This window comes from Paenibacillus sp. FSL H3-0457, from assembly GCF_037981725.1.
Lineage (GTDB): Bacteria > Bacillota > Bacilli > Paenibacillales > Paenibacillaceae > Paenibacillus > Paenibacillus amylolyticus.
Map to the genome: position 1 here is coordinate 4,173,990 of NZ_CP150283.1, position 23,717 is coordinate 4,197,706.

The 23,717-nt window shown below is 45.3% G+C and carries 28 protein-coding genes; 13 read left to right on the plus strand and 15 right to left on the minus strand.

Features of this window, described 5'->3' with window-relative positions; all coding sequences use genetic code 11:
• Positions 1–15: 15 nt before the first annotated feature.
• Positions 16–225, plus strand: a complete 210-nt coding sequence (locus MHH25_RS18400) for a helix-turn-helix transcriptional regulator (protein ID WP_105599306.1) — start codon at positions 16–18, stop codon at positions 223–225.
• A gap of 81 nt (positions 226–306) precedes the next feature.
• On the plus strand, positions 307–1,287 hold the full coding sequence (locus MHH25_RS18405) for a serine hydrolase (protein ID WP_340017755.1): 981 nt from the start codon (positions 307–309) through the stop codon (positions 1,285–1,287).
• 83 nt (positions 1,288–1,370) lie between these two features.
• On the opposite strand, the gene MHH25_RS18410 is transcribed toward MHH25_RS18405, so the two are convergent.
• The 3 genes from MHH25_RS18410 to MHH25_RS18420 form a co-directional block, all read right to left on the minus strand.
• Positions 1,371–2,393, minus strand: coding sequence for a serine hydrolase (locus MHH25_RS18410; RefSeq protein WP_340017756.1), 1,023 nt, complete (start codon positions 2,391–2,393; stop codon positions 1,371–1,373).
• Between the two features lie 239 nt (positions 2,394–2,632).
• Positions 2,633–3,361 (minus strand): DUF1361 domain-containing protein, encoded by a 729-nt coding sequence (locus MHH25_RS18415; protein WP_340017757.1) that lies wholly within the window; start codon positions 3,359–3,361, stop codon positions 2,633–2,635.
• A gap of 29 nt (positions 3,362–3,390) precedes the next feature.
• Positions 3,391–3,927 (minus strand): hypothetical protein, encoded by a 537-nt coding sequence (locus tag MHH25_RS18420; RefSeq protein ID WP_340017758.1) that lies wholly within the window; start codon positions 3,925–3,927, stop codon positions 3,391–3,393.
• A gap of 420 nt (positions 3,928–4,347) precedes the next feature.
• Here MHH25_RS18420 and MHH25_RS18425 point away from each other — a divergent pair, with 420 nt between their 5' ends.
• Together MHH25_RS18425 and MHH25_RS18430 are read left to right on the plus strand one after the other, a co-directional pair.
• Positions 4,348–4,950 carry a spore coat protein gene (locus MHH25_RS18425; protein WP_340020523.1) on the plus strand — a complete coding sequence of 201 codons (603 nt, stop codon included), beginning with the start codon at positions 4,348–4,350 and terminating at the stop codon, positions 4,948–4,950.
• Between the two features lie 240 nt (positions 4,951–5,190).
• Positions 5,191–6,144, plus strand: coding sequence for a hypothetical protein (locus tag MHH25_RS18430; protein WP_340017759.1), 954 nt, complete (start codon positions 5,191–5,193; stop codon positions 6,142–6,144).
• A gap of 108 nt (positions 6,145–6,252) precedes the next feature.
• On the opposite strand, the gene MHH25_RS18435 is transcribed toward MHH25_RS18430, so the two are convergent.
• Both MHH25_RS18435 and MHH25_RS18440 read right to left on the minus strand, forming a co-directional pair.
• A complete protein-coding gene (locus tag MHH25_RS18435) occupies positions 6,253–7,179 on the minus strand; it encodes a sigma-70 family RNA polymerase sigma factor (protein ID WP_339186829.1) in 927 nt (308 codons plus the stop codon).
• 33 nt (positions 7,180–7,212) lie between these two features.
• The gene (locus tag MHH25_RS18440) at positions 7,213–7,659 is read right to left on the minus strand and encodes a carboxymuconolactone decarboxylase family protein (RefSeq protein WP_036672879.1); all 447 of its coding nucleotides are present in this window, start codon (positions 7,657–7,659) and stop codon (positions 7,213–7,215) included.
• Between the two features lie 407 nt (positions 7,660–8,066).
• Between MHH25_RS18440 and MHH25_RS18445 the strand changes: the two genes are divergently transcribed.
• A complete protein-coding gene (locus tag MHH25_RS18445; protein WP_340017760.1) occupies positions 8,067–9,113 on the plus strand; it encodes an aromatic ring-hydroxylating dioxygenase subunit alpha in 1,047 nt (348 codons plus the stop codon).
• A 466-nt stretch (positions 9,114–9,579) separates the two neighbouring features.
• Here MHH25_RS18445 and MHH25_RS18450 read toward each other — a convergent pair whose 3' ends face one another.
• A complete protein-coding gene (locus tag MHH25_RS18450; protein WP_340017761.1) occupies positions 9,580–10,413 on the minus strand; it encodes a cupin domain-containing protein in 834 nt (277 codons plus the stop codon).
• Between the two features lie 151 nt (positions 10,414–10,564).
• Positions 10,565–11,617, minus strand: a complete 1,053-nt coding sequence (locus MHH25_RS18455; protein ID WP_340017762.1) for a leucine-rich repeat domain-containing protein — start codon at positions 11,615–11,617, stop codon at positions 10,565–10,567.
• Between the two features lie 108 nt (positions 11,618–11,725).
• Here MHH25_RS18455 and MHH25_RS18460 point away from each other — a divergent pair, with 108 nt between their 5' ends.
• A complete protein-coding gene (locus tag MHH25_RS18460) occupies positions 11,726–12,049 on the plus strand; it encodes a hypothetical protein (RefSeq protein WP_253501211.1) in 324 nt (107 codons plus the stop codon).
• A gap of 91 nt (positions 12,050–12,140) precedes the next feature.
• Here MHH25_RS18460 and MHH25_RS18465 read toward each other — a convergent pair whose 3' ends face one another.
• The 7 genes from MHH25_RS18465 to MHH25_RS18495 are packed head-to-tail and all read right to left on the minus strand — an operon-like array spanning position 12,141 to position 17,181.
• Positions 12,141–12,746, minus strand: coding sequence for an SMI1/KNR4 family protein (locus MHH25_RS18465; RefSeq protein ID WP_340017763.1), 606 nt, complete (start codon positions 12,744–12,746; stop codon positions 12,141–12,143).
• Between the two features lie 21 nt (positions 12,747–12,767).
• On the minus strand, positions 12,768–13,190 hold the full coding sequence (locus MHH25_RS18470; protein ID WP_036672886.1) for a hypothetical protein: 423 nt from the start codon (positions 13,188–13,190) through the stop codon (positions 12,768–12,770).
• A 32-nt stretch (positions 13,191–13,222) separates the two neighbouring features.
• Entirely contained in the window at positions 13,223–14,524 is a 1,302-nt protein-coding gene (locus tag MHH25_RS18475) for a hypothetical protein (protein ID WP_340017764.1), read from the minus strand.
• 21 nt (positions 14,525–14,545) lie between these two features.
• A complete protein-coding gene (locus MHH25_RS18480; protein ID WP_036672888.1) occupies positions 14,546–15,280 on the minus strand; it encodes an SMI1/KNR4 family protein in 735 nt (244 codons plus the stop codon).
• Positions 15,281–15,325: 45 nt separating this feature from the next.
• Positions 15,326–15,886 carry a hypothetical protein gene (locus tag MHH25_RS18485; protein ID WP_340017765.1) on the minus strand — a complete coding sequence of 187 codons (561 nt, stop codon included), beginning with the start codon at positions 15,884–15,886 and terminating at the stop codon, positions 15,326–15,328.
• Entirely contained in the window at positions 15,883–16,533 is a 651-nt protein-coding gene (locus MHH25_RS18490) for a hypothetical protein (protein WP_036672890.1), read from the minus strand. Before MHH25_RS18490 ends, MHH25_RS18485 begins: the two co-directional genes overlap by 4 nt.
• Before the next feature lie 39 nt (positions 16,534–16,572).
• Positions 16,573–17,181 (minus strand): hypothetical protein, encoded by a 609-nt coding sequence (locus tag MHH25_RS18495; protein WP_340017766.1) that lies wholly within the window; start codon positions 17,179–17,181, stop codon positions 16,573–16,575.
• 279 nt (positions 17,182–17,460) lie between these two features.
• Between MHH25_RS18495 and MHH25_RS18500 the strand changes: the two genes are divergently transcribed.
• Both MHH25_RS18500 and MHH25_RS18505 read left to right on the plus strand, forming a co-directional pair.
• Entirely contained in the window at positions 17,461–18,459 is a 999-nt protein-coding gene (locus MHH25_RS18500) for a multicopper oxidase domain-containing protein (RefSeq protein ID WP_340017767.1), read from the plus strand.
• Positions 18,460–18,515: 56 nt separating this feature from the next.
• Positions 18,516–19,217, plus strand: coding sequence for a Crp/Fnr family transcriptional regulator (locus MHH25_RS18505; protein ID WP_340017768.1), 702 nt, complete (start codon positions 18,516–18,518; stop codon positions 19,215–19,217).
• A gap of 129 nt (positions 19,218–19,346) precedes the next feature.
• On the opposite strand, the gene MHH25_RS18510 is transcribed toward MHH25_RS18505, so the two are convergent.
• Positions 19,347–20,069, minus strand: coding sequence for a ZIP family metal transporter (locus MHH25_RS18510; protein WP_340017769.1), 723 nt, complete (start codon positions 20,067–20,069; stop codon positions 19,347–19,349).
• Positions 20,070–20,246: 177 nt separating this feature from the next.
• Here MHH25_RS18510 and MHH25_RS18515 point away from each other — a divergent pair, with 177 nt between their 5' ends.
• From MHH25_RS18515 to MHH25_RS18535, 5 genes are all read left to right on the plus strand, one after another.
• Positions 20,247–20,948 carry a Crp/Fnr family transcriptional regulator gene (locus tag MHH25_RS18515; protein WP_340017770.1) on the plus strand — a complete coding sequence of 234 codons (702 nt, stop codon included), beginning with the start codon at positions 20,247–20,249 and terminating at the stop codon, positions 20,946–20,948.
• Positions 20,949–21,249: 301 nt separating this feature from the next.
• Complete coding sequence (locus tag MHH25_RS18520; RefSeq protein WP_036613358.1) at positions 21,250–21,483, plus strand: DUF2249 domain-containing protein; 234 nt, start codon at positions 21,250–21,252, stop codon at positions 21,481–21,483.
• Positions 21,484–21,500: 17 nt separating this feature from the next.
• The gene (locus tag MHH25_RS18525; protein ID WP_051447303.1) at positions 21,501–21,875 is read left to right on the plus strand and encodes a hypothetical protein; all 375 of its coding nucleotides are present in this window, start codon (positions 21,501–21,503) and stop codon (positions 21,873–21,875) included.
• On the plus strand, positions 21,862–22,467 hold the full coding sequence (locus MHH25_RS18530; RefSeq protein WP_036613355.1) for a DUF2249 domain-containing protein: 606 nt from the start codon (positions 21,862–21,864) through the stop codon (positions 22,465–22,467). The genes MHH25_RS18525 and MHH25_RS18530 overlap by 14 nt, the downstream gene beginning before the upstream one ends.
• 13 nt (positions 22,468–22,480) lie before the next feature.
• Positions 22,481–23,713, plus strand: a complete 1,233-nt coding sequence (locus tag MHH25_RS18535; RefSeq protein ID WP_340017771.1) for a hypothetical protein — start codon at positions 22,481–22,483, stop codon at positions 23,711–23,713.
• Positions 23,714–23,717: the final 4 nt, after the last annotated feature.

The following is a 23,717-nucleotide window of genomic DNA, read 5'->3' on the forward strand; positions in this document are numbered from 1 at the left end:
TCAAGGGTGATATTTATGTATATAAGAATTCGTGATCTAAGAGAAGATAAAGATCTGACTCAACAACAAATGGCTAAGATGCTGAAAATTTCTCAAACAACATATTCTCGTTATGAAACTGGCGCTTTAGATATTCCAAGCTTTGTACTTATCAAGCTGTCAGAATTCCATAATGTGAGTGTAGACTATATACTGGGACAAACTAACAATCCCAAACGATGTTAAGTCTACATCCTTCAAATGCTTTAGAGCGATAACGGGCTATCACAAAATCCTATAACAAATCAACCGCACAGAAAGGACACTATGAATCCTTCATCATTGTCATCCAAATTACAACAGATCGTTCCACAACTGGATCTGCGAAGCTGCCTCGTCAGCGTACGCGGTGAGATTATGTACGAACACTACCGCAACCAAGAGGCTGCGACTGATATTGCAAAAATCAATTCATGTACCAAGAGTGTGCTATCCGCCCTCATCTGTATAGCGATGGATAAAGGCTTCTTGCCTGAGGCATCAGCCCCAATCTCCACCTTTTTTCCACAGTTGACATCCGATCCTGACCCGCGCAAACCAGCGATCACACTGGAACAACTGCTTACCATGACAGCCGGATTCAACTGGGACGAGTTCGGCGGGCAGAATTCATTTCCTCGCATGACCCGCACCGATCATTGGGTGGATTTTGCGTTGGAACAACGCTTAAGTCATGAACCGGGTACATACATGGAATACAATTCAGGAGTATCACAGATCCTATCCGCCATCCTGATGCAAAATGCAGGTATGGACGTAGCCGAGTTCGCAGAACGTTATCTTTTTGGCCCGCTGGGAATTAAGGATTATGAATGGGAAAGCGACCCTCAAGGTGTACATACTGGCGGATTCGGTCTTAAAATGTTACCCGTAGATCTGCTGAAATTTGGTCAGCTGTTTCTACAGCAAGGGATGTGGGAGGGTAAGTCTCTCATTTCAAGTGATCTCGTTTCCCGTTCGACACAGCCTTTCATTACAGTCACTCCACCCAATCACGGCAGTTATGCTTGGCATTGGTGGGTGGATGTCTATCCGAACGGAAGGTCTGACTCCGAAAATATTGCTGCTGAAGACGACCAACCCAATCTCCATTATTATTACGCGCGAGGATTTGGTGGTCAGTATGTATATATTGTCCCAGAGCTCGAACTTGTTACGGTGTTAACCAATGACAAACGAAAGAAAGAGAAACCTCCGCTGGATGTTTTCCCTCGATTAATTGCCCCTGAGCTACGGAAAATGTTATAAACGCAGGCAGTCCTTCTTTCCTGTTCGATCAATTAACCCCCAACCTTGTGGCCATAACCTGACCATAGGTTGAGGGTTATTCGTCATGCCAAAGCTTCTTCGATAGCAATTGTTATTGGATACGGACCAGACTCTTGATTAGAGAGCACAACCAGTTGTAGGTCATAGTCCGGATACACGGAAGACATGAAAGACACCCCTGGATCAAACCCCATGACATGAAATTTGAAAATCGCTTCTCCCTTGCGGTCAATCCAGATACCCTGCCCATAATACTCTTCATCCTCTTGATGAGCATGTGGAGTTAATAACTGCTGTGTCGACTCTTCATTCAACAATTGGTGACCCAGCAAAGCATCCCAAAACCGAATCATATCCGGTGCCGTAACATAGGCTCCACCATCTGATCCACCTTTGACAGGAATAGAGAACATATTGGTGTTCCAAGAGCCATCTTCATGATCGATATACCCTAAAGCTGTGTTACGCGGGAGCTGATCTGTTACGTAATAACCGGAGTCCTTCATGCCACACCTTTTGAAAATGTGCTCTTCCACATAATCTGTAAACGCCAGTCCTGAATGTTGTTCCACGACAAGCCCCAGCACAATAAAACCCGCATTATTATAATGAAAACGTTCACCCGAAGCAGACTTCATTGGCAGATGCTGAAACATGGGCAGAAAGTCACTTAAACGCCGCATCGCGTAGACGGGTCTGTCTTTCCACAATTCTGAAAAGTCATCCATCACTTCTTCATCGAAATAATCCGGAATGCCTGACATGTGTGTTAACAACTGCTGGATGGTGATCCCTTTGTCCCACAGTGGAAACTCCACATCCAACACATCCGTAAGCTTGGAATCCGCAGACAACTTGCCTGCTTCAACCAGTTGGCATACACTCACTGCCGTGAAGATCTTACATCCTGATGCAATTCCAAAGCGTGTGTCCACCTGATTGGCAAGCTCTTCACTGCGATTCGCATAACCACGTTTCATATTCAAAAGGGTTTTCCCGGCTTGCTGGAGTAATACAACACCCGAAAAATTCACGCGTTCCATGACTTCTTCTACTTTTGTTGTCAGCTCTACTGGATTCAACATTTTGTTGTTCACCTACTTGTCTATGTATTCATTACATTCTCATTCTTAATTCTTCCTCATATCCTGCATACCTGCCAAATTTTCATAAAAAGAAGGATTACTCCCTTATAAAAGGAAATAACCCTTCTTCAGACAACGTAAGATTAAGTTTGACAAAGCATGCACAAATGCTGTTCAATCACTTGTTCCACTCGTTTTACCGTAAGTCTATCTGGCTCCATGCCTCAAAACAACATAGGTTAGCGTAACGCTTGCAGGTCCGATTCGGGACTTCCTGCACTCTTCTTCTTTTCACGGGGAGCCCTCGTATTGATCAGATAATACAATGTGGCATAGATTGTAGTGATAAACGTGCCAAAAAACAGGCAAAACGCCAGAGACGGACGGCTTACACTTTCGTGCATCAGCTCAATCAGCGTCTCGCGATTCGTCAGTGCATCCCAGCTATTCAGTCGATATACACGTCCAAGCAATACTCCGTAACTTCCCAAAGCACAACCTACCAGTACAAAGATCCAGGATGCCCAGCGTCCAATTCGGTGATAGATCACTTCCTGAAGCTGATACATCGACAGGAATCCAAGCAGGAGTCCAGTCCAGACAAACATTAATACAACACTTAAGTCGTACCAATACGTGTAGTCCACCCCGTTCCCACCATAATACCGGGAACTTCTCGCTGTCAGATGAACCAGATCCGTAACAATGTAAGAAGAGTTCGGGAAAAATAACAACCACAGCAGACCACTTGCGACTGCAAGCCATGCGGCACCTTTCCATTTCACATCACTTAGAAGATAGGCTGCATAAGAGAACACAAAAGGAATCCAGCCCAAGAACAGATTCCAGATCAGGAAGCGGAAATAACGCTGATCCAGCCAATCTGCGGCTACATAGTACAACCCAAGTGTTACTATTGTGACCACACTAAGGAAAATAAATATGCGAATATAATTCAGTTTTCTCAATGATTCTGACCTCACTTGATAAAATTCAATTAGTTTCGAAAATATCGGATGATTTCTTCTTTATTCTTTTCCACACGCAAATTCAATCCTCGTTTATCCTTTAATCCATACTGCTGTAATTCATGGCCTAGATCAAGCACCAACGGTTTAGTCGCCACGTCAACCAGCAAATCCATCGTCAGTTGATAGGTCTCTCGTAACTTGTCCATTGGCAGAGAGGATTCATACCGTTTGATCAGCTCAATCAGACGTTCAGCATACACGAGACGAACCATACTGTCCGCACTCTTCAATTGTCTTGAAGCAAATGCTGTAATGGCCTTAATTATACTTGGTTCTGTCCGATGTTTGGCAATCAACGCAAGTTCATCCACCGCATCCCAATTCATGATAGACAGCTCGGAACTTAATTGTTGAATTCGCTCTCCTATCCATTGTTCCTCTAACTCTTGGGGTACGTCCCATCGCTTATAGTCGGCATACACGCCTTCTCGATGCATCTGTATAGCGCTCCCGTAATGTTTGACGAACAAATCCTTTGCTACACCCCAATCGGTCTCTTCCATCTTAACCACCACCATGCCTATTCCTATTTGTGCGTATACTGCTAACATTACATAAATTTACTACTCTCCAAGCATACTATAGAAGTTGAACTATACATTTGCACGAGAACGCAGAGGACAGAAACAAACTACAGAAGCTAAGCGTTCGCTAAAAGCTTTTCTACAAGAAAGCTACTTCGGAAGCATAAGCTTATCACCGGATTTTCACCTTTGTAAAATCGAATTAAAAATCTGGGGATAACAGCGATCGGAAGGTTGTTCTGTCATCGGAGTGACAAGTGTATATATTCTTTCGTTCAACTTATATAGAATCATACCATTTACCAAAGGAGAATCAAATTTACAATGAATCCAAATTCGATGCACCCTCAAAATTTAGTACAACCCACATTGAATGCTAATCCAAATGTCACCCCTAACATGAATCATGGCGGCCATGAGATGAATCATGGCGGCCATGAGATGTTTGATGTGCATGAGATTCTGTCCTCCACCATTAACGTCCTGGATCAATACATGATCTTTCGTACATTTGTGCAGAGCCAGGAACTGATTGGCATTCTCGACCGGCAGTACAACTTCATATTATCCCAGTACAATCTGACAGCAGAGTGTTTTGCATCCGGACAGAAGCCTCATCAGGAGACAGCAACCTACATGATCCCCAACATCGTACCACCGGTATATGGCCTTAAGCCATCAGCACCAAAAAAACCAAACCAGAGCTTGGCCGATATAAAGGATGCCGGGATTAGCGGTCATATGCTGGGACTGATCAAGTCACATGCGAGTCTGCTCGGTATGTCCTGTAGCGAGATCACAAATGGAACGGTTCGCCGAGTCATCGCTTCTCAGATCCAGCATTTTATCGAGATGGCCTATGAAATTTTCATGTTCCAGAATAAAAACGCCTATTACCAAGTACCTCAACTCACCCCAAGTGATACACAACAGATGCTTCAGGCATACATTCCAGCAACCGGAGCACCTCAGATGCCTATTAACAATAAACCACTTCATTAATTAGAAAATAAAGTCCGATTCCCCAGAACAGTCTCTTCAACCCATGCGGGTTTTAGGGGCTGTTCTTTGGTTATTTATAATCATATCCTGCTTAAGACTCTTGATTTGGTTACCAGAAACTGGTTTAATCAAAGACAAACCCGTACATATTCAACTTACGGATCATACATATAAAATAGGGTGAAATGCCGTTATACGAGAATTCAAATGGCTTTTTCTTCATTATGGGGAGGTATACAAATGAGATGGAAGCAACCTGCTAAACTTGGTTTACTGGCTATGGCTCTCGGCTGTACTGCCATTGGCACAACACTCACACCTTCAACAACACTAGCTGCACCTTTCCCCGCTTCCAAAGCGGTGTATCATCAGTTCCAAACCTATCGAACAGAAGCAGTGAAGTCCACAGAAAGTCTGGTTAAAGCGCGTAAATACCTGATGAATCATATCGATAAAGTCGACCCTTGGCAGGCCACACTAATGACGCTGCAACTGGAGAACATGCAGAACGTGAAATTGGCTAATATGGACTACCAAATGTATACGGAACAATTTCAACAGGCCATATCTCAAGCCCATGAACAACTTGGTTACGAACAAAAGCTTACATATAGTCGTCTGCTCAAAGAAATTAAAGATCCGACCGTGAAGAAGCTTCTGCAGGAAGCATCAGATCTCGGGTTCAAACTTGAAACCAGTGAAGGCTTGTATTACCCCATCATCAATTATGAGATATATCAAAAGTTCAAACCTTTTGTTAAGGCTGATATTGCTGCATACATTAATATTATGGCTACCGAGTCCAACCAAATGACGACTTCAGATGGGGGCATTATCATCTCTTGGAACGAATTAATCCAGCGTGCATTGGAGAAAGAAGCCTTTTTGAACAACTTCCCGAATTCCAATCGCACATCAGCAGTGAAGCAAGGGTTATTTGTGGATTATCTGTTTTACGGAAGTGACAACACGCCTGCTTATGATTGGTACACGGATGAAGAAATTCGCACCATGGACCCTGTGGTGAAACAGGCTTACGAGAAAGCTTTGGCTTACCGGGAGCCCGATACGCAGAGTGTTCTTCTGGACACTATGGAAAAGATTTTACTGGTTCTCAATCAGAATAATGATGAGCTTACACCTGAAGTCAGAGCAATCATTGAACCTGTTCAACAACAATTTGCCCGTGAATAATCGGATGCTGAATCGCAAAATGTGAATGCCAAAAAAGCGGCAATCCTCGTGACAGAGGTTGTCGCTTTTAAGTTTACATATCAAGTCCTTACGTTTGGATCAAAGAGTTTAAGTCACTATTGATGTAAGTTTGTTCGGATTGACGACGAGATACACACCCTCAATCCGCTCTACGGAAGCGTCCAACTCCAAACAGAGTACCTCGGACAACTGCCCTTCTTTCATCAACGCGAGTTGAAGTTCGCCATTGATCCACATCGGTACCCATTCCCTTTCACGCAATCGCGTAAGGACTCGCCGTGAGGTCAGGAGTGCAAGCACACCTTTGTGCACATTCATTGTTCTCATAACCGTATGCACAACGCCACCGCCATCTGCTGTAAATACAGGCTGATCTGCCAATAACTCCAGCATGGCAGAGACGTCATAACGAAGGAAAGCCGTTGTAAAACGGCTCAGCAATTCACCTTTGGCTATCATATCCGCATCACTCTGCTCGATCGGCGGAAGTTTTTCGGGCAGATTTCGTCTGGCACGGCTAAAGATTTGACGGCAGTTACTCTCCGTTTTGCCCAGCCAATCCGCTATTTCGGAATAATCATATCGGAACGCTTCACGAAGGACAAAAACAGCCCGTTCCATGGGCGATAGACGCTCCAACATGACCAGATAGGCGTAGGAGATCAGCTCTTTTTTCTCCATCGTTTCCTCTGGCATGTTCGCCTCTTCACTGTCACCCATCGGCTCTGGCAGCCACTCACCAACATAACTTTCCCGCTGATTACGGGCGGAATTTAGCAGATTCAAACTTCGATTCACCACCAATCTGGCGATGTAGGATTTGGGATTACGAATATCCTGAGCAGACGTGCTCTGAATCCCCGCAAAACAATCCTGCACAATATCTTCAGCTTCTGCCACACTGCCCAACATGCGATAAGCTATTGAAAATGCATATTTTTTATAACGAATATACAACTCACCAACATCCAGAGAAGACACTTCTGGCTCATTGGCGTGGAGATTGGAATTCATAAGAATGGCCCCCTCTGGCATGGTGCGTGTATTTTAGTTAAAGCAACCCGGATACATCCCAGTTGTGATCGCAATGCGGTTCCAGTTATTAATCGTGTTAATGGCCAGGATCAGATCCACCAGTTCGGATTCACTGAAATGTTCACGGACCTTATCGTACAACGCAAGGGGTACACCGTGTTCCGAGATTCGGGTCACCGCTTCAGCCAGCTCCAGCATAACACGTTCTTGATCCGTGAAGAAAGGCACTTCACGCCACACACTCAGCAATAAAATATGATCCGCATAATCTCCCAGTTTCATCAGATCTTTGGCATGCATATCGAGACAAAAGGCGCAGCCATTAATCTGGGACACGCGGATTTTCAACAACTCGTATAACACTTTATTCTCAAATTGCCCGGATATATATTGCTCCATCGCCATCATCGCTTTAAATGCGCCTGGACTCGCTACTCTGTAGTTCGTTCTTAAATTCATTTCTCATTCGCCTCCGTCATTTGGTTTACATACTGTAGACAAATGACAGCCGGGATCTGTGACATTCTTTGCGAAAATCTTTTTATGCCCACAAGAATGGTTGCTCAACTAACGAATATTCACACTTAGATTCTGATGACAGGACAACCTCCATGGAGTTAATAATCAGTAATGGAAAAACATACTGGAAAGGTTGTTCTCTTTTTACAATTAACATCTAATGTAAGAAAAATCCGCGTTTTTCCGTATTCATGTACGGTTTTTGCTGTAGCGTTTGTGATTTCAACCAAAAGTAGGTTGGATATATTGATATTTTGACCAAAAGAGTAGTAACATACGGCTAATTAAGTTAACTTTTCTAACATAAAAAGAGAATCGTTTATCCATATCAGCAAGGAGTGTTTCCTATGATAACTTCCAATGCAAACCGTAATGTGACGTCCGAATTGCCTAGAGGCTGTACGTTCACCGCCGAAGACTGGCATGTATTATCCCAATATTGGTACCCGGTAGCCCAAGCAACCGAAGTAACAGACAAACCCTTGGCTGCTCAATTACTCGATGTGAAGCTTGTTCTCTACCGCAGTAATGATCAGATTGTGGTAGCCAAGGATCTTTGTTTTCACCGCGGGGCCCCACTTAGTAAAGGCTGGGTAGAAAATGGCGAGATTGTCTGCCCTTATCATGGTTTCCGTTATAATTGTGAAGGAAAATGTACCGCCGTACCTGCGCACCCAAGCTCCAAGATCTCGCCTAAGCTCAAACTTATCGTGTACCCGGCAGTCGAACGTTATGGCTTAATATGGACTACACTGGCAGGAGCAGAAGAACAGATCCCCTCCTTCCCTGGATGGGATGATCCGGATTATATCAATATTTTGCCACCCAACTTTGACATTGCTGGTTCCTCTGGACGACAAATGGAGGGTTTCCTGGATGTATCCCATTTTGCCTATGTGCATACCGAAACGTTTGGTGACCGAAACAACACCGAAGTCCCCCAATACAAAGTGAAACGCGAAGGTAATGAGTTACTGGCCGAGTATTGGAGTACGGTGAGTAACTATGGCAAAGGGCAGGATCTTGTTGCACCTGAAGGTTTCCAATGGCTGCGCGAGTTTCGAGTGTTCCCACCTTTTGCGGCTTCTCTTACGGTACATTTCCCAGGAGACGACAAGCTGAATATTCTGAATTGTGCTTCGCCGATCTCTGCCCGTTATACACGTCTATTCTGTCCAATCACACGCAACTTTGACAAAGACGCTCCGATTGAAGACACAATCAAGTTCAACTTGCAGGTATTTGAAGAAGACCGCGAGATGGTCGAGTCACAGAAACCGGAGGATCTGCCCCTAGATCTGCATGCCGAGGCCCATATTCCCGCAGACCGTACTTCGATTGCTTATCGTCAATTATTAACGGAGCTTGGCTTAGGACGAAATTACACATCGTAAATTAAATAGCTGTTCTTCTTTAACCTCAGGCAAGCTATCGATGATGGATGTCAGCGCCTAAAAAGTCTGGAAGCACCATCCTGCGGACTCTGGGGAAGGGTAGACCATTTTCTAAGGAACACAGGACGTCTTATTAGGCCGTCAGGTTCTCTTTTTAAATTGTAAGGAAACTCAGACTCGTTATTTCCCAAAATCCCCCGCTAAAAACACTTCATACGGCTGTTTATTCTGATATAACATGTCTCAGATTCTTTAGATTTTTGGGCACGCCTTAAATCCTTGATTAAGACGCCTACGATTCGATAGCACTCCATGCTCTGGACACGTTCAGGTATGCATCGGCTTTCAGCAGGTTTGAAGACACCTTTAATCAACAAAAGAAGCGTTCCTTTGCGGACGCTTCTTTTGCTATACCTAATTTAACTGAAATACTTATGTGTATTAGATAAACCTCGCCTCATGACCGTCATCTTTCCTCTTGATTATTCGTATTCATAGGAAGCTCTCTATAATACGGACAGCCCGGCTCATGAATAATACGTGGATCAACCCAAGTGCCCCAGTACGGAAGACGGTTCACGTAAGGTTGCATGTTTGGTTGGTTGTTTGGCTGTGTATTGGGCTGCATGTTTGGTTGTACATTGGGTTGTGTGTTTGGTTGCATGTTTGGTTGCATGTTTGGCTGTACATTGGGTTGTACATTAGGCATTACGTAAGGCTGATGATTCACATTTGGAGCACTGTTAGAGGCAGGAGCAATTGAAGGCTGGCAATCTGCCGGCGGGCCAATAATCACTGTTTTTTGAATGGGAGCAAGTGCTTCTTGAACTTTTTTCTCATCCAGACAGTACGTATAAGCCAAAAGTTTTGCAGGTGTAAGACGTAAGGTGTCTGAGCCAAATATCGCTTCAGGAACCGGAGCATCAAAGATTGCGAGTAAGTGCGTGTGATCTGCAGTGGCCACTTCATAGTGCCACCAGCCTTGAGGAACGTTAGCCACCTGCCCCGGAGTAATCGGGAAATGAAGAAGCTCGTTGGTAAATGGATTAATGAGGGAAACAACTGCCGCACCGCTGATGCAGTATACCAACTCCGTTGCATTCTGATGCGTATGTGGTTCAACCACATTGCCCGTGTTGAGGAAAATATCCAGTAAAGAAACATTGCCCAGTGTGTTTAACTGCTTGATGGAAAGAGCGTTAATATAGTTGTTCTCATCCTTCTTGAATAACGGGTTATTGCTCAAATCGTAAGTAAATTCGGTGGTTGGTAAAGTGTAATCCATGTATGAGGTTGCCAAAATAAAACGCCTGCCCTTCGCTCTCGGTTTAGGTCATAACCTATATGCCAGCTTATGCCCAGCGCCCAGATACGTGAGCCCATTTCCGCCAAGTTCTCCTCGCATAACAAATATCCCTTACTCGGACATCCCGAGAGCAGGGCTCTATTTGTTACATGTTCTTTTTCATTTCCCAGACTTCTTCCCAATGGGTTCCAAATGGAATATTCATTAAGTCTACATACTTCAGCCAATGCATTCTTGTGACAACATCCGGAGTTCCCTCAATCAGTGCATTTGTCACCAGTAAAGCACGCAGATTCTTCAGTCTTTCCAACTCCGGGGGGAGTTCACGTATACCAGAATATACGATCTCCAAATACTTCAGCTCACTTAATTCACCAATCTCAGGCGGGATACAATTTAATCCCAACTCAGTTTGTGGTTTGGGCCTCCAACCAGGTGCAGATTCAAAAGGGCTGCCACAATAAATTCTTAACTCTTGAAGTTGCTTCAATTTCCCGATTTCTGCCGGAATACACTCCAGATCCAACGTTTTAATGACCAATCTTTCCAATGAAGTAAGTTCAAACAGACTTGCAGGGAGTGAGTACAGATTCTGCTCAAAAATCGTCAACTCCTTCAAGTGCTTCAACTCCCGAATTCGTTCGGGAAGCTCACTTAAACCATGTAAGCTGATATCCAGCTTATCGGTCTGATGTCTGATCGCATCGTCCAGGAGATGATCAATTTCTTTATGACGGTCCAATTCAAAGAACAACCCTGGAATCCGCTCCATAAGTTCACTCGCTTCTTTGTATGTAATCCTCATACCGTACATATGCTCATGGGCCACAGAGAAAAAATAATCATTTCCGTCTTCTGTCATAAAGCAAAGATCGTCCGGCAATGACGGATAACACCAATCATGAAAACGATTGGCTTCTTCTTTGAGCACGTGACCCGATTCCGGCGTACAGCGATATGTATAATAGGTGCCTTCGGAATAATAGGCTCCGCTTTTTAGCATCATTTCTTCCATCGTAGCACGTTCCACAAGATAGGGCTTCAATCTCTCTAACACACGAACTACTTCCGGTATCTCGTTCTCTTCGTACCTTTGTCTATCAACCAGCATAAACCGGTCTGTCTTCTCGATCAATTCGTCAATCAACAGTTCATAGGCCGTTCCTCTTGGATCAGTGTGAAAAGCTACGGCTACCATATGTTCCCCCTCATTACTCATTATTCATCAATCTTCAATCTGCTGTATCATCTGAAACCACTGTGGCATAGGCTGATATCATCAATCCAGTCATTGGAGGCTTATTACATGGCATACGGCCCTGGTTCAGTTTCATCCCCGCAATCTGCGGGTTATCCTTACCCTTATTATCCGTCACCCCCACCGTATCCTTACCCTTATCCCTATCCCTATCCATACCCGCCCATCGTTCCTGTTCCACTACCATATCCGATCGGTGGTCCTTGGTGGCATGGTGGATATCCCGGCGGTGGTTACCCCGGTGGACACCCTGGTCATTTCCCAGGAGGTGGCTATCCAGGCGGACCTCATGGAGGCGGGCCGGGTGGTCCAGGTGGACACGGAGGACCTCCAGGTGGAGGATTTCATGGACATCGTTTCTTCCAGTGGTAATCATTAGACTCATTCAAAGTACTTGTTCAGATAAAGGAGTTGCTTCGGCAGCTTCTTTATTATTGGAGGAATTGTCTACTCGTGCAGGATTTTAATAGGTGATCTCATCCATCATCTTCAGATTACGGTTCGACATGCTGAGGAGATCCGTGAAGGTAGGTGTAAGGTAATAAACAAAGCCCGGATCGTGCACGTACATAATAACCTGCCCATACGTGCCTTCCGCCGTTGGATCAAAATCGAGCATCAGATACAGTGAACCACCTGCAATTGTTGCAAAAGGAATCCATGGTTTATGGAAAAGGTATGGTTTGATCTCCGGGTCCAGCTGGCTGATCTCTTCGGCAGAATAATACTCTTCAAGCTTCTCATCCACTTCACAGAAGTATTGTTTGGTCTCTCGAATCTCTTCCAATGACATCAGATAAAAGGGTGTACATCTGCCCGTCTCGGCATCACCCGGGTACAGCACATGCAACCCGTAGCCACTGCCGTCTTTCCTTTGGTAAAAGGCACGAAAATCGCCAGGCAGCCGGACGCCATACTCCTTTTCGAATAGATCCAGACTTTCCTCGGATGCACTTTCCCGCTGTTGATATTCTTCAAACAATTGTCGAATCTCTTGATCCTGTATTTTCTCATCTAACAAGTGATTCAGCTCGTCCATTAGCACGTTTAATGATACATTCGGCTCCAATCTCACCACACCTCCCCTAACTCAGTTCTTCTCTTCTTGTAGATACTGATGATATTCCCAGAACGCTTCTTCCTCTCCGCCGCCTTCAATTAGAATCATGACTGCGTAAGATAACAAATTAAGCCATTGTTCCATCAATGTCACCTGTTCGTCGGAAATGAGGTTGTTGCTGCGAAGCATGCCTTCGGGTTCAACGGCCCAAGCACGGGCCATATGAGTAATTCCCCATAGACATGCCATGACTTCCCGATCCAGTGAAGGCCGTGCAAGTTCGGACGCCAGAACACGCAGTATCTCCATCAACTCATGAAAATTCTCCTTAATCAAATGTCCACGGAAAGGCCGCAGACTGCCAATAAAACCGTTCTCCATCTTGGGATGACTCAGATCATCATAAGAAAAGGAGTGACATTTTAATAACGTTACAGCCTCTTCACGTTCCATCCCTTCACCCCTTTGCAGGTTGTAATACGACCTTACCAGCGAAGAGGTTCTTCTCCACGCCACAACACATACCGCTCCAACTCCCGAAGAGTGCCTGTACCGATCCCGTACTCGTCCATTTCTGTGGAACAAAGATCAAGCACATGCAGCATGCCACCATATGTACCAACTGCCAGCTTGGACTGCTCTGGTGATACAGCGAGAGAATAGATCGTACTACCTACAAAATGGCGCCATACTTCCTTTCCCTTGTTATTCACACAATACAGATAACCGTATGCATCTCCAAGCACCATACCCGCCTCTATTTCCACTGCTGCATACACACGTGCATTCTCATCCATCACTGGCCAATCTTCCTTCGTTTCGTTGCCTGCAATTGATTCCAGCGGGACCTGTATCGTGACCCCGTTATAGAAATGACATGCGTTAAACCAGACGGTCTGGTTATCACTGGTGAATGCTGCATAATGAGGGTAGCTCGATTCTGGATAGAGAGAGTATGTCTTGCTCAGCCGACGGTCCATCACCATATGATTGCTTCCTTGGCTGCCATAGGCAATCCATCTACCATCCCTTGATACAGCTGCATGTCCCATATCTATCTGTGTATCCTCTAGCTCATACTCTTCGATCTCTGCCAGATCGGGATGAAGCAAGGTTACCTGGGCTTGTGTGACGAGATATATCCCGTATCTTGAATGTATGAGTAGTGCTTTGCCTTCATCTATAGGTATAAGTCCTTCAAGTGTCCGTTCGGGATGCTCACAGTCCGCAAGTGATTCAATCCGAGGTAATGCCGACTGTATCCGGGCTTGAATATCTTCCCATTGATATGTCGCTATCTCCTGTCCTTCCAACTTGCGATCTGGCTGACGAATGATACGAATCCCATCCGGTCCTGCAAGCGCAAAGTCAAGTCCATCCGATGAGCAACCTGCAAAAGTATATGGAGAGATCAACTGCCATCCGTGCTGATCCATCGTATATATCTGACTATTCTCCGTGAAAATCCCCGTATTACATACAATCGTTTCCTCGTTCAGATAACCTACAACTTTGACCGCTTGCATGGAAGCCTGAAACGCCTCGTTCAATGGCCACGTCGCTGCGGGTAGCTCATGTCGAAGCACCTCCACATCACCATGGAGATTGGCCTGTCTCACCATATGGAATACTTCAGTACTCATTCCGCTTCTGGAGTCTACCTCCAACTCGGATTCATCCGGTTGCTCTCCCTGCATACTTCTCCGGACAAATGCATTGACATCCCTTGCATAACGCTTGCCTTCATTGCGCCATTGTTCCGCAATGTCTTCCTTTAACCAACTCATAGGTGTCCCTCCACTCTGCCTCTATTCATATGCCGTACAATGATGTGCCTGCAAGAACATACTGATTTCGTTATCCGTCGCCTCCTCCGCACCATTCTTTTCTTCATAGAACAGGGCAACTTCTCTCCCAGCTGCATAGTTAAATCGTAAATATCCTCCCATCGACACCATGAACATCTTGCACATGTACTCATTCTCCAACACAGCATCCCACTTAAATTCTGTTTTGCATGTATCGGCGAGTTCCTTCATGGAGCTTCCCTGTTCCGTCCCTGAAAAATGGTAAAACGTATGTTTCCGCAGCTCATTCCACGGCTCAAAGTAAAGTGGCGTTATTGGTTTATCCTGATGGTAATACCCACAATAGATCCGGTCCAGCGTTTCGCCAAATTCAGTCTCCGAGCATGTCCATAAGGTGATATTTTCATCATGACGCGGTAGCCACAACAGCCCCTCAACTTCCGGATGAACAGCAAGGAAATCTCCATCTACAGAACTGCCGATGGAGATGCACTGCTCAAGTTGATGCTGACTTATAGGCGAATCATCCGTATGTATCCAAAAATCATATTCAACAAAAGGCTTCAACACTTCTGGGTCCGGTCTCTGCACATTCATCCACCCCGTATATGTACCTTCCCCGTAGTGCTCAATCCAGGTGCGGTATGATAAAGGTAGCGAGATGCCGTGCTGTTGTTCAAAGTGATCCAGTTCCTCTGTTGGAACCGGCTTAAGCACACGGGATACAATATACATTTGTCGACATCTCCCATCTCAGTTTGGTTCATTCGTTTTCAGGATCTAAGCCAGTTCTTCCTGTACAATTTCAGTCCATACTCCTTTACGATTCAGAATGCGAACGGCAAAGGCATCATATCCATCACGCTTGACCTGATCAAAATGCATGCTCTCTCCCGTAATCAGTTCATATGCACCATTTTCATCTACATCTTCGCCAAACTCTTCATCCCAAGGCACATTGTAGTAAGCCGTCAACTCTACTTCAAATATGTCCTCACCTTCAACATCCAGGTAAGGACGAAGGGGTCTGTCATGTAGTGCGTCTTCCGAATAGGTCTCACATAACATAGCATCATAGCCGTGCTTGGCGGTATCAATGAGCAGATAGCGCTCACCCGTGACCGTATGCTCCGCATATACAAGAAGAGGTGTCGAATCATGCCAGGTAATCAGATCATCTTCAGTCAAGTCACCATAATAAAAAATATGGAATTTATCATGACCATCACTCATTTGAAGTTTGCCTTTCCACTCCACTTCATCGGACTTTATGTTCTCTTCCTTCCTAATTAATCCTTCCAGATAAGCAGGTCCCTGTTGTACACCATACTCATTCATCATCTCGCCTCCGATTTGTTCATTCGAATGGTAACCACTTTGTGTTCCTCATCCACCGTCAGTTTCACATCGATGTTCAGCTTGTCACGGAATAACGCCGTAATATTGATATACGGATCGCGGGCAGCTTCGCTACTACCGCCACTATTACGGCTCATTCCCTGATGAATGATGGATTCTACCAGCTGTTTATCTCCCTTGCCGGTGTTATTGTAGGTGTAGATCACCTGCCCATCCTGATCATACAGATTCAAAACCGTTGTGAAATCATTGGCGTTCTCATACTGTCTCTCGGTCTGTACATAGTTGTGATCTGTACGTTGATAGTTTACAGTACCAGCCAGATACGGATTGTCCCCGCCTGGCTTCACATCATACTCCTTATAAGCCAGATTAAACAGGTATTGGATATGATTCATATCAATCCGGTAATAAAACTGACGGTTATCTTCCTCTTTGTCCATCGCTGCAAAACTGTTAATCAGCGGCCAGGCCCCATAGGACTTCCCATTAACATCAACGGCGAGAGCATAGTCAGATAATACTGTCTCTTTTTGAAATACACCAAATGTCTGTAAAATAAAATAAGCCGGAATCATCAACATACCCAGAATGACTGCAAAAATAGTAAGTTTAACTCGTAGTTTCATTTCTTCTCTCCTTGCGGCTTTAACTCTTCAATTTCAGTCTCATCCAGTCTTGTGCTGAAGCTTCGACAGTGTACGAACAACCACATCCCTGTTCTTCGCATCCTTGATATAAGCCGGAATACTATGTGAAGCCGTTCGTATAGGCATATTTCCGTATTTTACACGCAGATCTGCGGAGACATAAGCGATGAGATAATTCAGATGCTCCCGATTCACAGCCCATATTATTTTTCCTCTGAAATTATCCAGGAAGTATAATTCCAGCCCGAACACAGGATCTTTCCCTGCACAAATCTCGGAAAAACACCTTTGGTATGTCGGCTTGGCGTGTAATTCAACCTGATTAACAGAACTACAATGCGGACATTCCACATGCGTCGATCGGTGAGACGTCTTCTTCTCGTCTGCGACTTCCACGTTAAACCAACGTTCACATACAGCACAATTCCCCTTGGCTTTATATTGATATACTGGTTCTTCAAAAGCTTGAGCGTAACATTCGTAACACTTCCATCCCAGTTGACCATTCCGTTGATCAATCGAAGCGTGCCCACCGCATTTGGGACATTTCACATCAATCCGCTCTCCCCGTCGAAGGACCGAATAGAAACTATACTTATACGCACCTTCATCTTCGAAACGTTTCATCCTGTATCCACCTTTCTTCTAAAACTACGACATACACAGCGTCAAAATACTCAACATTTACCAATCCATCTCTCTAAAATTATATGAAACTCCGTTGCTCAGCACAACAATTGAAGACAGATTGTTGGAAATGCCTCTAATACGACATACCCAAGTGTGTGCCTCATCACACCCGTCTCCACCTCAATAACGTAATCTATAACTAAATAACTACTGAAATGAAAGAAAACCTGCTTTTTAGATTGTGAAAAACATCACTTGAGTAAAGGTTGTGCAACTATGTTCTCCTTACTGAATGTATACAAATGGTCACTCGTATTTGCTATATTCACAGCAACTCTCTCTCACTGTAGTTCAACCGACACGGTTAAACCTGTTCACCACGATGAAGTCTCCTCCTCCTCCTCCTCTGCGATCAGTCAACCCCCGGTGGACCCGATCATTCGCAGAGAAGGTACTACGGTATATATTGAAATGACGGCCCAGGTTACAGATGTCGAAATCTCCAAAGGAGTGATATACAACGCTTGGACATTTAATGGTACCGTCCCCGGACCCGTCCTACGAGTGACCGAGGGAGATACCTTGGTGTTCACGTTGAAAAATAAAGATTCCAGCCTGCCTCACTCCATGGATTTTCACGCTGTACATGCTGCTCCCAGCAGCAAATTTATTGATGTTATGCCAGGCAAGGAAGGTACGTTCACCTATCCAACCTCCTCACCCGGTGTATTCATGTATCACTGTGGAACTAAACCGGTTCTTGCCCATATCGCAAACGGGATGTACGGCATGATTATTGTTGATCCCAAAGCAGGATACCCTTCCGATCACTTGGTAGACCGTGAGTATACCCTTGTTCAGAGTGAATGGTACAAAGAACATGATTATGAAGCTTTTTTGAACGGGGAACCGGATTATGTCGTATTTAACGGCAATGATTATGGATTAATAAAACATCCCCTGTTAGCCAAAGTAGGGGATACGGTGCGGATCTATGTCAGTAATGCCGGACCCAATGAAGTCTCATCCTTCCACGTTGTGGGTACCATTATGGACCGTGTGTATACCGATGGGAATCCACGCAACATCCAGTATGGAATACAGACGGTTATGCTTCCCGCAAGTGGTGGAGCTGTCGTAGAGTTCACCGTGACCGAAGAAGGTGATTATGCGATTGTAACCCATCAGTTCAACCATGTAGCCAAAGGAGCTGCCGCTGTTCTGCGTGTGACCAAGGATGGAACTGATCATGGTGGACCCGCGATGTCTCACTGAGACATGACAATAGATAATGGCTATACCTATCCTGAACCATTCGAGGTGATTAAACGATGATCTGTACACACGAAGCGAAGGATGCCTGTTTCTCCAAAGTATCTCTGTTCCAGCATCTTGATCCATCCGAAGTTGCCTTGTTGATCTCCCTTCTGCATACCCGCAAATATAACAAAGGCGAAGTTGTTGTCCAGGAGGGAGAACGCTCCGATACGCTTTATGTGGTTCATCAGGGATGTGTGAAGTTATCCAAATACAATGAAAATGGCAAGGAACATATTATCCGGTTTCTGTTTCCCGGAGATTTCTTCGGACAAGATTCCCTGTTACACCAAAAACCACATGCCGCGAACGCCGAAGTTCTGGAGCCTTCAGCCATCTGCTCTATCAGCAAGCATGACTTTGACCAATTACTTGAACATGATCCGAAGCTTGCTTATCATTTCCTGCTTGCCATTACCAAGCTGCTCCGTGAAACAGATGAATGGAACAGCTCGCTCAGTGCGATGACAACCGAACAGAAGATTGCCAAGTTGCTTTTGTATTTTCATACCCGCAATCATGCAAAACATGAGATCCGCTTGCCTGTTTTCAAAAAAGATATGGCTCTGCTGCTCGGGATTACACCCGAAACACTAAGTCGCAAACTTACTATGATGCAATCTCAGGGACTGCTTCAGGTTACAGGAAACTGCATCCTTATTCTTCAACTGGAGCAGCTTAGGGAAAGAATTGAACCGCCTGCCCGAAACCAATGAATTAGGTAGAAAACTTGCGAATGCGGAGGAAGCTGTTTTGGCAAAAAAAAGTATCCGATCAGAAACCACTCTGTTCGGATACTCTTTTTATATAAATTCAACCCATAGATCGGAAGCTTATTCTGTCATCTACAGATCCAGCAACAGCGACACAAGCAATCCCATGGATGCAATCAAACCCACAATTGGCCCACCCTCTTCAAAGGCTTCCGGCATCATCGTCGAGCAGATCATGGCAATGATTCCGCCACCTGCAAATGCACCAATCGCTGCACCCATCTCCTCTGGAAGCTGCTTCAGAAACAGATATCCACCCAGTGCTGCAATCGCGGAGATCAATAGTACACTAAGCCACATTAATATGATTTTGCCACGACTGTATTTGCCCTGTAGTCCAACCGTACTGGACAGACCTTCAGGAATGTTGCTGACAAAGATCGATACTACCAGGACCACACTGACACCGTTGCCAGCCAGTAAGCTGGCTCCAAGCATGATGGATTCCGGGATAGCATCCATTACAGTTCCTGCAAAGATCCCGAGCCCGCTTTGGTTCGAGTCTCCCGACTTTGCCGAACGTTTACGCCCCGCCCCTCCCTTTGCAGAAACGAGCAGGTCAAACAGCGTGTACACGACGGCACCCGCCGTAAATCCAATGGCGGTAGGTATTATTCCTCCATCATTCAGCGCATCTCCGAGAAGTTCAAAGGTCGCTGCACCAATTAATGTTCCTGTCCCAAACGCCATGATCCAGCCAATAACTCGTTTGGGAATCTTCAGAAACAAGGCTGCGAGTGCACCAATGACAACCGCTGAGGCAGAGATGCCGCCCCACATGAATGCAGTCCACATCCGGGCCGACCCCTCTCTTGTTCAATCATATTCTATCATTCCATTAACCCAGGTTGAGTAATCAAAAACAGTGATGTGGCTTTACGGTGATCTATATCACCTGATGTGTTCAAAAATCACGCTATGATGAAATGATGTCGTCGTTCAGAACTATGAACACAGAGAGGAGAGATTCTCATGAGTAGGGTAAACAAAGATACAACAGCGGAGTTTCTACAACAGTTCCCCATCTTCCAGGACCTCAGCCCCGAGGAATTAAAGCAAGTCGAAGATATCGCCATTTCCAGAAACATTCAGAAGAAATCGGTTATTTTCAGCGAAGGAAGCGAAAAAGAAGCTGTCTTTTTCATCCGTACCGGCATTGTAAAGGCCTATAAAACCGATGAGAACGGGCATGAACAGATTGTCTCTTTCCTCAAAACAGGAGATATGTTCCCACACACCGGCTTTTTTAATGCGCACCCTTACCCGGCTACGGCAGAAGCAATTACCCCTACCGAACTACTAGCCATACCTGTCCGACTTTTCGAACGATTAATGCTGAGCACACCTTCAATTGCGATCAAAATTATGCGTGTGCTCGGTGATAAAATAAGAGAATTACAGGATAAATTGCAGGTGCTCTCTGGTCAGGATGTACGCAATCGTGTACTTTCCTTCCTTCTCATGCTTGCAGATCAGCACGGACAAATGCATGGAGACCAGATTATCATCAACCTGCCCATGACACATCAGGAGTTTGCCAATTCTATTGGTACAACAAGGGAAACAGCGAATCGGCTTTTAAACCAGCTTACAAAAGAGAATTTACTCGAAGTGGATCGCAGCCGGATCATCATTCATGATTTGCAAGCATTGAAGGAACAAAGGGATACGTGACCACCCTGCACCCAGACACACTGTTTTCTCCTACGCTATTACATTACACTGTGTGTGCACAAAGAGACCTTAACGACCGTAATCGATGTTAAGGTCTCTTTCGCATGCACAATTAGCAATATACGTATCAGGATATTGTTAGCTTGGGCTTGCCCATGGCAATATTTCCATACAGGATTCTGACTCAAATAAGGCGAGACTATGACATTAAAAAATGTGTGAGCAGGCTCACACAGCCCCCTCCTCACGTTTTCTATAATCAAATTGCAACGCCACACTATCCCATTTGGAGGAATGACACATGAACACATACGCAGCAACCATTAATGCCACGGAGTATCCACCGCATTTGAAACATAAAGTTATTTTCGAAACGTTTGATCAGTTGCAACCACAGGAATCCATGTTGCTCATTAACGATCACGATCCTAAGCCCCTACGATTCCAGTTCCAGTCCACACATCCCGATGGCTTCAACTGGGAGTATATTGAGCAGGGTCCTACAACCTTCCAGGTCAAAATCAGCAAATTATAGATTGGAGCTGAACCGCTATGGCGCACGTTGAAATCATTGACGATACTACACTCCGCATCACGCTGCGGCTGGAAGACGCTACAACCATGGTTCAAATGGCACAGCGTGAGCAAGCGGAATATGCGCAAGAGATTATCACCATTTACGAAATAATGCCTGTGTTCGAATATACTCATTTCTGTTTTTACGCCTATGACAGTGCAAGACTTTTTGAGCGTGTGCTCGGCATGGACCCCAAAGCCTACCTGTCCTTCTCCCTCGATGCGCCGGAGTCATTCTTCTATGCGCTGTACGGTGGAATGGCCGCCCTGTATGAATCAGCGCTACAGTTGGTACAGCAGGCGGATGCAGCTAGTGCAGGATCGGATGTGAACGCACATGTCTCCATCTGATGTCCATATTGTTGAATTGGATGTGCGTCCTCATCTGAGTAAAAAGTTAGAGCCGTTTCAACTGATCATGGACACGGTCAAAGGCCTTCAGCATGAAGATGTCTTTGTACTTCATGCTCCATTCAAACCAACGCCTCTGCTCGGTATTCTCAAGATGAAAGGGTACTCCAGCACATCGGAACGAAAGGGTTCAGATCACTGGGTCACCACGTTTGTGCACAAAAAAAACAAAACCGGTGCCAAAGCATTATCTGCAATGGTTTTATCTGGATCGGAAGTCGATTCTAAGCCCGGTTCAGACGAAGAATCAGCTTCATGCAATGGCCATCCAGAGGAGCAAGCTGTTGCGATTGAAAACTTTGAATCCCTACAGGCGCCCACCGTTATACTGGACAATCGCGGATTGGAACCGCCACAACCCATGATGCGAACACTTGCCGCACTGGAACGTTGCAAACCTGGGGAAGTCGTACTGATTCATAATGACCGTGTGCCAGTCTTCTTGATTGAAGAGTTAAACAATCTCGGTTGTTCCTACACCGTTGAGGATCAAGCCGATGGTACGGCCAAAGTGAGAATTGAAAAAGGGTAAGGAGGCAAAGGCCATGTCCAGGTTGCCGTTTCTTTTTATCATCACGGGCATCTTTGGATTTGTAATGTATCACGCATTCTCCCTGCTCTCGCTGACAGGCTGGCTTGGTGATGAACTCAGAGGACCCGAAGGCTGGTTTCATGCCCATCTGTTTGTGCTAGGGTGGGCAACCATGCTGGCTATGGGTGCCGTTTATCAGTTGATACATGTTATTTTGCAATCCAATATTTACAGTCTGTTTCTTGGTTATTGTCATTATTTCTTGTTCAGTATCGGAATCGTGGGCATGTTATACGGCTTCATCCGTGCAGATGTCATCTGGATTGCGGGTTCTGCTACACTCGCTCTCTCTGGCATTCTGTTGTTCGGATGGAATATGGCCGTTACCCTCATCCGTGCCTCACAGTGGAATCCGGTAACGATCAGTGCAGCTTGTTCCTGTCTTTATCTGGTTCTAACCGGGCTTTCCGGTATGCTGATGGGTCTGAATTTTGCCTTTGGTGATTGGAATGGTCTGCATGAACGATTATTCGGTGCACATATCTGGATGGGAACACTTGGCTGGTTTGGCATGTTAATTACCGGCTTCAGTTACAAAATGCTTCCGATGTTCTACCTGTCCCACGATTATTCCATTCGACTGCAAAAAGTGGTCCTGGTTCTGTGGAATGCAGCTGTAGTTACAGGTGTTGTCGCATTTCTGACAGGTATTAAGGGAGGATTGCTCTGGCTTGCGCTCTTACTTCTAACAGCAGCCCTTCTCTTCTATGTGTATCACTTGGAGCAAATTCAGGAGAAACGGCACAAAAGTAACCCAGGTCCGGGCATTCGCTGGTCTGTCTATGTAAGTCGTGCGTTTGCTGTATATGCTGTGGCCCTACTGATCCATTCCTCGCAAGGGACTGAACTGCTGCTCCATCCAAGGGTTGTTCTGCTGTCTGGATGGGTATATCTCGGGGGCTGGGTGTCCCTCACCATACTCGGATATGCCTCCAAAATCGTTCCTTTTCTGTGGTGGACCCATAAATATGGCAAGCAGGCAGGCAGACCTGGGACACCGTTAATGGCTGGTATGCTGAGTGAACGGAACGTCAATTGGGGGATGATCGCCATGGTGGCTGGAAGCCTTCTGCTAGTCAGTGGAATTCTGATTAATCTGGCTGAGGTCATGATGGTTGGAGGAACGATACTGTCTCTTGTCTCCATCGTTTATATAACAAATATTGCTTTGGTATTCAGACGTTAACATT

Coding starts and splice junctions, on each gene's coding strand:
- MHH25_RS18400 (WP_105599306.1), top strand. CDS start 16: ATGTATATAAGAATTCGTGATCTAAGAGAAGATAAAGATCTGACTCAA.
- MHH25_RS18405 (WP_340017755.1), top strand. CDS start 307: ATGAATCCTTCATCATTGTCATCCAAATTACAACAGATCGTTCCACAA.
- MHH25_RS18410 (WP_340017756.1), bottom strand. CDS start 2,393: ATGTTGAATCCAGTAGAGCTGACAACAAAAGTAGAAGAAGTCATGGAA.
- MHH25_RS18420 (WP_340017758.1), bottom strand. CDS start 3,927: ATGGAAGAGACCGATTGGGGTGTAGCAAAGGATTTGTTCGTCAAACAT.
- MHH25_RS18425 (WP_340020523.1), top strand. CDS start 4,348: ATGAATCATGGCGGCCATGAGATGAATCATGGCGGCCATGAGATGTTT.
- MHH25_RS18430 (WP_340017759.1), top strand. CDS start 5,191: ATGAGATGGAAGCAACCTGCTAAACTTGGTTTACTGGCTATGGCTCTC.
- MHH25_RS18435 (WP_339186829.1), bottom strand. CDS start 7,179: ATGAATTCCAATCTCCACGCCAATGAGCCAGAAGTGTCTTCTCTGGAT.
- MHH25_RS18440 (WP_036672879.1), bottom strand. CDS start 7,659: ATGAATTTAAGAACGAACTACAGAGTAGCGAGTCCAGGCGCATTTAAA.
- MHH25_RS18445 (WP_340017760.1), top strand. CDS start 8,067: ATGATAACTTCCAATGCAAACCGTAATGTGACGTCCGAATTGCCTAGA.
- MHH25_RS18455 (WP_340017762.1), bottom strand. CDS start 11,617: ATGGTAGCCGTAGCTTTTCACACTGATCCAAGAGGAACGGCCTATGAA.
- MHH25_RS18460 (WP_253501211.1), top strand. CDS start 11,726: ATGGCATACGGCCCTGGTTCAGTTTCATCCCCGCAATCTGCGGGTTAT.
- MHH25_RS18470 (WP_036672886.1), bottom strand. CDS start 13,190: ATGGAACGTGAAGAGGCTGTAACGTTATTAAAATGTCACTCCTTTTCT.
- MHH25_RS18475 (WP_340017764.1), bottom strand. CDS start 14,524: ATGAGTTGGTTAAAGGAAGACATTGCGGAACAATGGCGCAATGAAGGC.
- MHH25_RS18480 (WP_036672888.1), bottom strand. CDS start 15,280: ATGTATATTGTATCCCGTGTGCTTAAGCCGGTTCCAACAGAGGAACTG.
- MHH25_RS18485 (WP_340017765.1), bottom strand. CDS start 15,886: ATGATGAATGAGTATGGTGTACAACAGGGACCTGCTTATCTGGAAGGA.
- MHH25_RS18490 (WP_036672890.1), bottom strand. CDS start 16,533: ATGAAACTACGAGTTAAACTTACTATTTTTGCAGTCATTCTGGGTATG.
- MHH25_RS18495 (WP_340017766.1), bottom strand. CDS start 17,181: ATGAAACGTTTCGAAGATGAAGGTGCGTATAAGTATAGTTTCTATTCG.
- MHH25_RS18500 (WP_340017767.1), top strand. CDS start 17,461: ATGTTCTCCTTACTGAATGTATACAAATGGTCACTCGTATTTGCTATA.
- MHH25_RS18505 (WP_340017768.1), top strand. CDS start 18,516: ATGATCTGTACACACGAAGCGAAGGATGCCTGTTTCTCCAAAGTATCT.
- MHH25_RS18510 (WP_340017769.1), bottom strand. CDS start 20,069: ATGTGGACTGCATTCATGTGGGGCGGCATCTCTGCCTCAGCGGTTGTC.
- MHH25_RS18515 (WP_340017770.1), top strand. CDS start 20,247: ATGAGTAGGGTAAACAAAGATACAACAGCGGAGTTTCTACAACAGTTC.
- MHH25_RS18520 (WP_036613358.1), top strand. CDS start 21,250: ATGAACACATACGCAGCAACCATTAATGCCACGGAGTATCCACCGCAT.
- MHH25_RS18525 (WP_051447303.1), top strand. CDS start 21,501: ATGGCGCACGTTGAAATCATTGACGATACTACACTCCGCATCACGCTG.
- MHH25_RS18530 (WP_036613355.1), top strand. CDS start 21,862: ATGTCTCCATCTGATGTCCATATTGTTGAATTGGATGTGCGTCCTCAT.
- MHH25_RS18535 (WP_340017771.1), top strand. CDS start 22,481: ATGTCCAGGTTGCCGTTTCTTTTTATCATCACGGGCATCTTTGGATTT.